This window comes from Chroococcidiopsis sp. [FACHB-1243] (genome assembly GCF_014696895.1).
Classification (GTDB): domain Bacteria; phylum Cyanobacteriota; class Cyanobacteriia; order Cyanobacteriales; family Chroococcidiopsidaceae; genus Chroococcidiopsis.
On the sequence record NZ_JACJQX010000024.1, the window covers coordinates 22,537 to 34,288 of the forward strand.

Annotated in this window: 9 protein-coding genes and 1 pseudogene; 5 read left to right on the forward strand and 5 right to left on the reverse strand. The window is 41.8% G+C overall.

Going from position 1 to position 11,752, the window contains the following annotated elements; translation table 11 throughout:
- Window positions 1-83: 83 nt before the first annotated feature.
- On the forward strand, window positions 84-860 hold the full coding sequence (locus H6G17_RS18395) for a class I SAM-dependent methyltransferase (protein ID WP_192159576.1): 777 nt from the start codon (window positions 84-86) through the stop codon (window positions 858-860).
- Between the two features lie 73 nt (window positions 861-933).
- Here the strand turns inward: H6G17_RS18395 and H6G17_RS18400 are convergent, their stop codons facing one another.
- Window positions 934-2,076 carry a hypothetical protein gene (locus H6G17_RS18400; protein WP_192159578.1) on the reverse strand — a complete coding sequence of 381 codons (1,143 nt, stop codon included), beginning with the start codon at window positions 2,074-2,076 and terminating at the stop codon, window positions 934-936.
- Window positions 2,077-2,541: 465 nt separating this feature from the next.
- Here H6G17_RS18400 and H6G17_RS18405 point away from each other — a divergent pair, with 465 nt between their 5' ends.
- The 3 genes from H6G17_RS18405 to H6G17_RS18415 all read left to right on the forward strand — a co-directional run bounded on the left by H6G17_RS18405 (window position 2,542) and on the right by H6G17_RS18415 (window position 6,310).
- Entirely contained in the window at window positions 2,542-3,894 is a 1,353-nt protein-coding gene (locus tag H6G17_RS18405) for a hypothetical protein (protein WP_192159580.1), read from the forward strand.
- Window positions 3,895-4,130: 236 nt separating this feature from the next.
- Entirely contained in the window at window positions 4,131-5,945 is a 1,815-nt protein-coding gene (gene modB, locus H6G17_RS18410) for a molybdate ABC transporter permease subunit (protein WP_192159586.1), read from the forward strand.
- 8 nt (window positions 5,946-5,953) lie between these two features.
- Entirely contained in the window at window positions 5,954-6,310 is a 357-nt protein-coding gene (locus H6G17_RS18415; RefSeq protein ID WP_192159588.1) for a tRNA-binding protein, read from the forward strand.
- Between the two features lie 33 nt (window positions 6,311-6,343).
- Here the strand turns inward: H6G17_RS18415 and H6G17_RS18420 are convergent.
- A pseudogene (locus H6G17_RS18420) lies at window positions 6,344-6,529 on the reverse strand (MerR family transcriptional regulator); the annotation flags it as partial.
- 70 nt (window positions 6,530-6,599) lie between these two features.
- On the opposite strand from H6G17_RS18420, the gene thrB reads away from it, so the two are divergent.
- Entirely contained in the window at window positions 6,600-7,520 is a 921-nt protein-coding gene (gene thrB / locus H6G17_RS18425; RefSeq protein ID WP_192159592.1) for a homoserine kinase, read from the forward strand.
- 551 nt (window positions 7,521-8,071) lie between these two features.
- Here the strand turns inward: thrB and H6G17_RS18430 are convergent.
- The 3 genes from H6G17_RS18430 to psaB all read right to left on the reverse strand — a co-directional run bounded on the left by H6G17_RS18430 (window position 8,072) and on the right by psaB (window position 11,417).
- Window positions 8,072-8,212: a photosystem I reaction center subunit IX gene (locus H6G17_RS18430; RefSeq protein WP_192159594.1), complete on the reverse strand. Its 141-nt coding sequence runs from the start codon at window positions 8,210-8,212 to the stop codon at window positions 8,072-8,074.
- A gap of 73 nt (window positions 8,213-8,285) precedes the next feature.
- Window positions 8,286-8,771: a Photosystem I reaction center subunit III gene (locus tag H6G17_RS18435; protein WP_192159703.1), complete on the reverse strand. Its 486-nt coding sequence runs from the start codon at window positions 8,769-8,771 to the stop codon at window positions 8,286-8,288.
- A 420-nt stretch (window positions 8,772-9,191) separates the two neighbouring features.
- Window positions 9,192-11,417 (reverse strand): photosystem I core protein PsaB, encoded by a 2,226-nt coding sequence (gene psaB, locus H6G17_RS18440; RefSeq protein ID WP_192159596.1) that lies wholly within the window; start codon window positions 11,415-11,417, stop codon window positions 9,192-9,194.
- Between the last annotated feature and the right edge of the window lie 335 nt (window positions 11,418-11,752).

Here is an 11,752-nt window from a genome sequence, read left to right on the forward strand (position 1 = left end):
GCAATTCTGGTTCCACCAGCCACTAGCCACTAGCCACTCCCAATTACCAATTACCAATTACCAATTACCAATTACCAATTACCATGTCTATTTATAATGTTATCGGCAAGTCTTATTCGCAATTTCGGTTTCCAGATCGCCGGATTGTAGATTTCGTCCTGAGTGTCCTCCAGTTGCCTCCTGGTAGTACGATCGCCGATATTGGTGCGGGTACGGGAGGATATAGTCGGGCGATCGCCGAACGAGGATTTTTAGTCTATGCTGTCGAACCTTCTGAGGTGATGCGTTCTCAGGCTATATCTCATCCTCATGTGAAGTGGGTTGATGGATGTGCAGAGGCAATTCCTTTACCCGATAATTCAGTTGATGCAGCTATTTGTATTTTGTCTCTACATCATTTTACAGATTTAGAAGCTGCTTTGTTGGAAATACATCGAGTTGTCAGGACGGGGGCGATCGCTTTTTTTACTTATGACTCTCAAGCTAGAAAAGATTTTTGGTTGGATGATTATTTTCCGTTTCTTTGGGAATATGATGAAGACTCATTTTTTCCCCTGGAATATATTGTATCGTTTATTCAAACTCATCTTAAAAAGACAGTAGATATTTACCCTTTTCCTTTACCACCAGATTTAACAGATTTGTTTCTTGCCGCAGGTTGGCAGCAACCCAAAATGTATTTAAATTCTGAAATTCGGGCGAGTATGTCAGCTTTTGCTTTAACCGATCCTCAGTTAGTAGAGACAGGCGTGAAGCAACTAGAAGCAGATTTAGCGAGTGGGGAATGGCAGATAAAATATGGCAAATATTTAGAATTTACAGAATTTGATGTTGGTTATCGAATTATAGTTGCTAAATGACAATTACAGAAAACAGATAGGAGGGTAGGCATTATCCACCCTCCACTTAAATTCCCTCAATTGAATCTGACTGTTATATACTTGAGTATGTCGGAAAATAGTTAAAAGTTACTGCTTTCTCTTTTACTGCATGACAAACATTTTCGTTGAGAGAGCTATTGTGATGAATTTCTTGTAACACCCCCTTACGGGTTTTACTACCAACCAACAGAAACCATAATTCTGTGAACTGCCATAAGTGCATAGAATTTGAATGGGCAGCAATATTACGTAATTTTCTTATTTGATCTATGGTAGAAGCAGCTACATAACTTTGAGCTAACCACAGGGATAAGGGGTGTTTCCATTGTTGCAAGAATTGTTGCACTAACAGTCGGTCAGCTTGACTAATTTTATCGCTACGTTCAACGGTGTAGTATAAATTTGTCTTAGGCATCGTTTCTTGCTGCAAGCTAAATTTTGTAAAAGTTTGCCACTGCTGAGATAACAAGATTCGTAGATCTCCCAGCGTGTATTCTCTATCAACGGTTAGATTAATGCTTCCTAGCAAAATAGGAGCTTTTTCAAAAAAACTAACAGAGGTATTTTTATTTAACAAGAACTGATAAAGTTGTTTGAAAAAAGGATTGACAATTTCTCTTTCTGCTACTAATCCCAAGGGATGTCCTGCATCGGAATAATCGGCAGAAGTGGTGAACTCTTCTGTCTTTATCATTTTGTAATATCTGTAGGCGTTGCGTAAATCTCTTTGGCTAGCTGGGTGCAAGCAATTCCACGTTAAAAGTCCTAGCTTGGACTTAACTTGTTTCTCGGCATTTTCTAAAGAAATAGTTTGTGGAAACTGACTTTGTGCGTCTTCAAGTTTTAAAATTTTCTTCTTTTGTTTCTCAACTAAAAACTCATGCTCTTTGAGTTGATTTTGCAAATGCAACAATTTATTTTCTTGTTCTAACGATAAAATCTTGTTTCGATGAAAAATCTCTAGTTCTTGCTTCAGAAGTTCGACCTGTTCGTTCTGCTTTTCAATCACAGCTTCTTGTTCCATCAGCATCCGAGCTTTATCTGCTATTTCTAAAGCATTCATAGCAGCTTTGATTAAGTTATATAAATAAGGTTGAGAAACATTTACTCGTTTAGAATTCTCCCTTCTCTTACCTTGAAGACCGATTGTTTTACCCTTTTCTACTGCTAAAACTTCGCCACGTTCGTTTCTCATTCTGAGTTCTTGAGATGATGCAGTGTTGACAATACAACATGTGTATCTGCATTTATTGTAATAAAATTCTGCTGCCATCTTAATTTTTCTGGAAAAGTCGAAACATGATTTTAAGCAATTTTGGATGAAGGGGCGATCGCCCTCGTATAGCTCTTAGTTCATCTAATAGAGAATATATGCTAAATTGCTTACTAATAGTTAATATTCTTGTATGCTTTTTATCAAAAAATATTATGAATTTATGAAGAAAGAATAAAAAAAAACAAGTAAATCTTGAGGTATAAAAGTATAGCTATCTGAATTTGTAATCAATGACACCGATTGCAAAAATCTAGCGCGATCGCGCTCCAACTTTCCAGATCGAACGGCTATCCTCACAACTTCCTCAACTTTTTTATCTAACTTAAAGGAGAGACAAAAGCCTTCATAAGAGTGAAGACAGATGGAGATGGAGCTGCAAGCCTAATGAACAGTCGCAAAGGCTGGCACTTTGCCACAAGACATTTGATTCAGTTTCTCTGTGCTTTGGTACTACTATCAGTGCTATTATTCGTTACGCCAAGTTGGGCAAAGGATACCGTAAGTGGCAAGCAAGTCACGATCGCTGCTGGACAAATTGTTCCCGATGACGTGTATTTGGCTGGAGAGACAATCTTGTTGAATGGTACTGTCAAAGGCGATGCGGTTTTGGCAGCAAAGCAAATTACCCTGAATGGCACAGTTGAAGGCGACTTAATTGCGGCAGGACAAGTCATTACAATTAATGGTAGTGTAGGCGATGATGCGCGACTGGCTGGACAGGTGTTAATTCTCCAGCCAAAAGCACGGATAGCAGACGATGCGATCGCGGCTGGTTTCAGTTGGGAAAATCAAACTGGTAGTAATATAGGTGGCGATCTAACTATCTTTGCCAACCAAGCTTTGTTAGCTGGAAGTATAGAACACGATGCGATCGCGGCAACAAATGCCTTGGAACTGAGGGGAAGCGTCGGCGGAAATATGCAAGCCACAGCAGTAGGCGATCCCCAGTTGGTTGAAATTCCCTTTGTGCCTCAACCCCCCGTAACAGTAGCACCAATTAAACCAGGTTTAACCCTGACCGATACTGCACAAATTGATGGCAAAGTCAATTATAAATCTGCGACTACGGCTCAAATTAGCCCAAGAGCAAAGATTGCGGGTGGAGTTGTAAGAGAAGCATTAGAACAACATCAAATTGCACCTACATCAAATCCAGTTAGGGAAGTTATTTGGCAGATTCAGCGCCTATTGGCTTTACTCTTAGTTGGTTGGTTATTGCTACGATTTGTCCCCACTTGGACGCATAATTTAGCGGCAAGAGTCCAAGCTAAACCGTTATCGAATTTAGGTTGGGGGATACTAGCATTTGTGGCAGTTGGAGTAAGTACGATTGCGATCGCCACTGTAACTGTTATACTCGCTATTCTCTTTGCGATCGCTCTACCTAGTCTCGCTTTACCAGTCTTGGGATTGGGAATAGTCGCTAATCTTGCCCTTACAATCAGCTTTGTAACTTTTGCTAGTTTTGTGCCGCAAGTTATTTTTAGCTTATTAGCCGGAGGCTGGCTATGGCAAAAATTACAACCTAGTACTCCCATACAACCCCCAGTACGACAATTAGTAGCACTGGAGATTGGTTTATTGGGATTTGTGCTGCTGACAGCTATTCCCGTACTAGGGGCGATCGTCACCCTCATGGCGATCTTTGTCAGCCTGGGCGCACTTGCACAACACATTACCAGTCGTAAGCCACAAGTTACAATTGTCGATCGCCAACTCCCAATCACCAACCATTAATAACAATCCCTTGTTCTGGCGATCGCGCGATCTATTACTTCCTATCCTAAGCTTGAGTTACATGTAGCAAATAGGACTGCTACATATATTTTAGTTGGTTTACAATCTTAAAATCACAACTGAGTTGCGATCGCTATAGAGAAATAGGTGTCATTCCAAAATAGATTGTAAGATACTATTTTGCTTCCTACAAAGATGCAAAGAGAATCGCCAAACTTACCGCCAGAGAAAGATAAATGTTCAATGACATTTCCCCTCTATGGATTTCTCTAAAAACCTCTTTAATTGCCACAACTATTACTTTCTTTCTAGGAATTATCACCGCCTATTGGATGCTAGGGTATCGAGGTAAGTGGCGATCGATAATTGAGGGAATATTCATCTTACCTCTCATTTTACCACCAACAGTAGTAGGTTTTTTATTACTAGTACTATTTGGAAAATACGGCATACTCGGACAATTTTTAGCCGCCTTTAATCTCAATATTGTCTTCACCTGGTATGCAGCCGTCATCACCGCTACAGTAGTAGCCTTTCCATTAATGTACAAGACTACCTTGGGAGCATTTGAACAAATCGACGCAAATTTAATCCGTGTAGCAAGAACATTAGGTGCTTCTGAATGGACTGTTTTCTGGCGTGTCAGCTTTCCTTTAGCAATTCCTGGGATTATTAGTGGTGCGACGCTAGCTTTTGCCCGCGCGTTAGGAGAATTTGGTGCAACATTAATGTTAGCAGGTAATATCCCAGGACAAACGCAAACTATTCCGATGGCTATTTACTTCTCAGTTGAAAGCGGCTCGATGCAGGAAGCTTGGATATGGGCGCTAGTCATCATGACAATTTCGCTATCTGGGATTGTAGCAGTAAATTATTGGCAGCAATCAAGAGGCAAGAGGCAAGAGGCAAGAGGCAAGAGGCAAGAAGAGTCAACTACCAACTACCAATTACCAATTACCAATTACCAATTACCAATTACCGAATCAAAGTTATTTGTAAATATTCAAAAACAATTAGCAGAATTTGATTTGAATGTAACTTTTAGTAATGACGATCGCCCATTAGGACTTTTGGGAGCTTCTGGCGCAGGTAAAAGCATGATTTTGCGCTGTCTGGCAGGGATTGAAACGCCTAATGCTGGTAAAATTGAGTTAAATGGGCGGGTGCTATTTGATTCTCAACGCCAAATTAATCTTGCCACACGCGATCGCAAAATTGGTTTTCTGTTTCAGAACTACGCTTTATTTCCTCACCTCACAGTAGGACAAAATATTGCCTTTGGTTTACCGAAAGCTACGCCAAAAAAACAAATTATCCAAGTCGTAGAAACTCAACTTATATCAATGCAACTACATGGTTGTGCTAATCGTTATCCCCATCAACTCTCTGGCGGACAACAACAGCGAGTCGCTTTAGCACGGGCTTTAGCTAGTCAACCAGAAGCGTTGTTATTGGACGAACCGTTTTCAGCTTTAGATACTCATTTACGCAGTCAACTAGAACAGCAATTAATTTCCACTTTGTCTAATTATCAAGGTGTAACTCTGTTTGTCAGTCATAATTTAGAAGAAGCTTATCGAGTTTGTCAAAATTTATTAGTCATAGAAAAAGGAATTGCGATCGCTAGCGGGTCCAAACACGATATATTTGAACGTCCTCAAACTTACAGCGTAGCTCAATTAACTGGATGTAAAAATTTTTCTCGTGCCGAGATTGCTGTCAATGGAATGGTAAAAGCAACAGATTGGGGAGTAGATTTACAAGTCACAGAATCTATCTCTAAACAATTAAAATATGTAGGAATTCGCGCTCATCAAATTGTTTTTACGACTGAATCAAACCGAGAAAATACTTTTCCTTGTTTTTTAGCCCAAACCAGCGAAACTCCCCATCGTATGACTGTATATCTCAAGTTGTACCAACAGCCAACCCACTCTAGCGATTATCACTTGCAAGCAGAAGTTTTTAAGGAAAAGTGGGAGATGCTGAAAGGGCGATCGTTTCCCTGGTATATTAGGCTAGATCCAATGCGGTTAATTTTGATGACGTAAATTTGATTATGAATGTTAACGAAACAGCGATCGCAGAGATTACTTTTGATGACTTTCTCAAAGTCGATATGCGAGTTGGGACAATTCTTGATGTTGAGGATAATTTAAAAGCGAGAAAACCTGCTTATATCTTGACAATTGACTTTGGTGAGTTGGGACAAAAAATGAGTTCGGCGCAGATTACCGATAACTATTCTAAAGCCGAACTCATCGGTAAGCAAATTATTGCTGTCGTTAACTTCCCAGCGAAAAAAGTAGCAGGCGTTAAGTCGGAAGTCTTAATATTAGGGGCAGTTCCTAATAATCAAGGAGTAGTTTTACTAGAACCAAACTTACCTGTAGAAAATGGCACTCGGATTAGCTAGTAGCAACTTTTGACACTGGAAATTGAATTCCGGTAAGGAAAACCCTAAATCTTTCAGAGCCAAAATCCGATTTAATCTAGGTAATTGGCTAGCACAGTAGTAGCGATAGCTGGTAAACTGGTCTACTTGGATTGGTTTCAAAAGCCCCATTTCGTCATAGAGGCGTAGCGCTTTGATGGATACGCGACTAAGTTTAGAAAAGTCACCAATTTTAAACATCAATGCCTCTAACTGTTAACTATTTCTAGTACACACCCTCCTCTAAGGGCATCAAGAGTAAATTATTTCAATGTCCGAATCTCATATTACCGTCACCGTTCCTGCTACCACGGCAAATCTAGGACCAGGGTTTGATTGTATTGGTGCAGCATTAACTTTATACAATCGGTTCAAGTTTTCCCGCTTGGAAGTAGGCAAACTGAGTATAACAGTTACAGGTACAGAAGCCGCCAAAGTTAAGACAGATGAGAGTAATTTACTATACCAGGCTTTTTTGAGACTGTATCAACACATCAAGCAATCGCCGCCAGCAGTAGCAATTGAAATTGAATTAGGCGTACCTTTGGCGCGGGGTTTGGGGAGTTCGGCTACTGCAATCGTTGGTGGTTTCGTAGGTGCAAATCAATTAGCAGGTACGCCTTTAAGTCAAGCTGAGGTGATGAATTTAGCGATCGCAATGGAAGGACATCCTGATAATGTCGTACCAGCCTTGCTAGGTGGCTGTCGGCTAGCGGCTAGCGACAGCCAGTCAAATTGGCAAATTTGCGATATTCCGTGGCAAGAAAATGTCGTACCTGTAGTTGCCATTCCTGATTTTGAGCTATCGACATCTGAAGCGCGACGGGTTTTACCAACTCAGGTGAGTCGCGCCGATGCAATTTTTAATACAGCACATTTAGGACTACTACTGCGGGGTTTAGCAACAGGTAATGGAGAATGGATCGGTGCAGCTTTGCAAGATCGACTGCATCAACCATACCGTCAAAGACTGATTTCAGGTTATGAAGCCGTACAAAATGCTGCTTTAGCTGCTGGAGCCTACGGAATGGTTATTAGTGGCGCGGGACCAACTTTACTCGCGTTGACGGAAACTGCAAAGGCGGCGGCTGTAGCAACGGCAATGCAGACAGCTTGGCAACAACAAGGGATTGATGCTGAGGTGCGATCGCTGGCGATCGATACTCGAGGGGCAACTACCAACCCTGTTTGATTCGTGAAATTTAAATGTAGGGTGGGCAATGCCTACCCTACCAGAAAAGCGCCTACAATTGATTGAGTTAGTAATAGTAGCATTCATAATAATTAGCTTTAATCGAACTCAATCTTTTGCTTTATCAAAATATTATGATTCAAGCGATCGCTCTTGAAGATAGCATTATATATTTAACTTATATTAGCTAGCAAAACCAATTCAAAATACTGCCAAATAAGACTCAATATTCAATAAAAGAACATCTGTATTTTTCAATCCAATTAGTGTTTAAAATTGTAACAAGACCTTATATATTTCTATTCTTTGTTGATACTCTAAAATGAAAGGGAAAAATTTGTTGCCTGGGTTTTAATTTATCATTCCTCAGTGATAAATTAAATCCTGCCTCTACTAACCTAGAGGCATTTTTATTGTAGTCGCGAATAGTTTTATTTACAGCAAAAACTTAACTTCTAGTCAAATAGAAGAAAAATATTATAAGCTTATTTAGTAGGGTGGGCATTGCCCACCTTACATTTAAATTGCTAATGACCGACGATCGATGACTATTAGGGAGTAGGCTTAAAATACGTGCCATACTGCAAACCTGGAAACCAAATTTGCAACATAATTAGCACTACCGAAAGAGCAACCATTGTAAAAGTTGCTATTACAGGAGCAAGAGTGAGATATTTAAACACATGTTGCATGGCTATTTTCCTAATGTGAGATTGCGAATAGTGCGACACAAAGTTTTGAACTAGTTCAACTTAACTAATTCGGCTATCGTGGTGAGATTGGAATTTCCTCATCTCTAGCAGTCAAGTCACCACTCAAGAACTCTTGCAGTGCTAAAAGAGGCCAAAGAACAGCTTTCGATATAGACTGCAATGCCAACGGTAAATCGATAAAAATTTCTTTCATTTCGGGGTCGCTAGCTAATTTAGTAGCACGGAGATAAGAACGACCGCTCCAGCCGATAAAACCAGCAACGTACAAAAATAGACCGATGGGAACTAAAACATCAGTAGCTCGATCTAAGCGATCGAGTGGCAAATGAGGTAAACCATCCGTGCCGCAAAGTTCGTATTTTGCGTAAGCCTTAAATGGCTTATTGAAGTAATAGGTATCAGGAGCATTTTTCATCCGCGCCTGAAAAGCTGGCGATTTGCTACAAGGTACGAGAGTGCTATTAGCCGCAGAAGCCGTAGGAATTGTACTGCTCCAAATTACAAAGGCGATCGCTAGTGTAAATAATAACCGCCTCATGTTAATTTCGCTTTTTGTTCTGTCACTTTTTATGAACTGCATAGCATTGTTAATGGTTCGTTTTAGAGGCGCGATCGCCTCTGCAAAAGAGCGATCGTCGTTGTCTTTGGCAAGTATCCTAACAGACTCAAAATCCAATTTAATCTGATTTGATAAAATTTAAATTGTCCTGACTACAAGATAAAAAACGTTTTGTGTTTTATTACTTTACATATTGTTTTTCAAAAACTAAAACTTAACTGCAAAAGGGTTTTAGAAAATAAGAACCATCTCAGCAACTCATTTTGTAGCTTCATTTATGAAGAAAAAATCTCAACTCATCTAGTTATTTTCGTTTTCTTTACAACGCCAGCCGGGATGCGATCGTTCGCGAACAATAGACATTTTATGTAGGGTGGGCATTGCCCACCCTACGCCCGATTAACCAAACTTACCAGCAGTCGAAGCAATTACGAAAGCAGCATAAGTGAGAACGTAGCCAACTGCAAAGTGAGCTAACCCCACAACGCGAGCTTGAACGATTGATAGAGCCACAGGCTTGTCTTTCCAGCGAATCAGGTTTGCTAGAGGTGTCCGCTCGTGCGCCCAGACCAAAGTTTCGATCAACTCTTGCCAGTAACCGCGCCAAGAAATCAGGAACATGAAACCAGTTGCCCATACTAAGTGTCCCAACAGGAACATCCAAGACCAGACAGACAGGTTATTCATGCCATAGGGGTTATAGCCGTTAATTAACTGAGCTGAATATAGCCACAGGTAATCGCGCAACCAACCCATCAGGTATGTCGAAGACTCGTTGAACTGAGCCACATTGCCTTGCCAAATTCCTAGATGCTTCCAATGCCAGTAGAACGTCACCCAACCAATCGTGTTGAGCATCCAGAACGCAGCCAGGTAGAAGGAGTCCCAAGCGGAGATATCGCAAGTGCCACCCCGACCAGGACCATCACAAGGGAAGGCATAGCCGAAGTCTTTTTTGTCGGGCATCAGCTTGGAACCACGGGCATCCAACGCACCTTTAACTAATACCAACGTGGTTGTATGCAAAGCGAGAGCAAATGCGTGGTGGACTAAGAAGTCACCAGGACCAATAGTCAAGAACAAAGAGTTTGTACCAGCATTGATCGCACCTAACCAACCAGGCAACCAGACATTCCCGTGGTTGGGCCAAGCTGTCGAAGCGATACTATCTGGATTAGACAACAAAGTATCGAAGCCGTACAGAACCTTACCGTGAGCAGCCTGAATGAACTGTGCGAACACGGGTTCGATCAGAATTTGCTTTTCAGGAGTTCCAAAGGCAACCACTACATCGTTGTGAACGTAAAGACTGAGGGTATGGAAGCCCAAGAACAGCGATACCCAAGACAGGTGAGAGATAATCGCCTCTTTGTGCTTCAGGACGCGCTCTAAGACATTGCCCTTATTCTGTTCTGGGTCGTAGTCCCGTACCCAGAAGATCGCGCCGTGAGCAAAAGCCCCCAGCATGATGAATCCAGCAATGTACTGGTGATGAGTGTATAACGCTGCCTGGGTCGTGTAGTCCTGCGCCATGAATGCGTAGGGAGGCAGGGAATACATGTGTTGTGCCACCAGCGAGGTGATGACCCCTAAGCAAGCTAAGTGCCAGCCGAGCTGGAAGTGGAGAGAGTTATTGTAGGTGTCGTAAATGCCTTGGTGAGGCATATTGAACGGACCTTCTACTGAAACACCAAAGAAGGTTTTGGCATTCATCATCTCCTTGATGCTGTGACCGATACCGAAGTTGGTACGGTACATGTGTCCGGCAACGATGAATAATACCGCGATCGCCAAATGATGATGAGCGATATCCGTCAGCCACAAAGACTGAGTTTGAGGGTGGAAGCCACCCAAAAAGGTCAAGATCGCCGTACCCGCACCCTGAGAGGTTCCAAAGACATGATTGGCAGTATCAGGGTTAGCAGCATAAGCCGCCCATTTCCCCGTAAAGAAGGGCGTTAGACCTTCTGGATGGGGAGGTGTAGTCAGAAAGTTACTCCAACCGACGTGCTGACCGCGAGCTTCGGGAATTGCAACGTGAACCAGGTGTCCTGTCCAAGCTAAGGAGCTAACGCCAAACAATCCCGCTAGGTGATGGTTCAGGCGAGACTCCGCACTCTTAAACCAAGCGAGTCCTGGGCGGAATTTGGGCTGTAAGTGCAACCAGCCAGCTAGCAAGAATACTGAAGCTAGCACGAGTAGGAACACCGAACCCATATAGAGGTCGTTATTCGTCCGCATCCCGATGGTGTACCACCAGTGATAAACACCAGAGTAGGAAATATCGACGGGATAGCTTGCCCCACCTTGGGTAAAAGCATCAACTGCGGCTTTACCGAATTGAGGGTCCCAAATTGCGTGGGCAATGGGACGGACGTGCAGCGGATCTTTTATCCACTGCTCAAAATTTCCTTGCCAAGCTACGTGGAATAGAAGGCTGGATGCCCAAAGAAAGATGATGGCAATGTGACCGAAGTGTGTAGCAAAAATCTTTTGATAAAGATTTTCTTCAGTCATTCCATCGTGGCTTTCAAAGTCGTGGGCGGTAGCAATCCCATACCATATCCGACGAGTGGTCGGGTCTTGTGCGAGATCTTGGCTAAATTTGGGAAATTTAGTTGCCATTTACTTTACTAAATCCTCCAATTAGCTAATCCGTTGTGATTAATCTGAATTAGCAAAACAGTACAGACAAACGAAATCTCCCTCGACATGAAGCCGAAGAGAAACTACTGTAATTAAATTCACTAGATACCGTATTGAGGTGTAGTTTTAATAGCGCAATTCAATCGCTAAATGCAATAAAAATAACTTATTGCGAATAAAAATCAACTCAGTCCTTGTGCATTCGCACATAGAAGCATTATTAAATTATTTAGCGATTTATTAAGGCTAGTAAAGCACTTTTCAAATTATGAAATTGCTTTTAGATTTATAAATTGAGGCGTTCTGGTTAAATC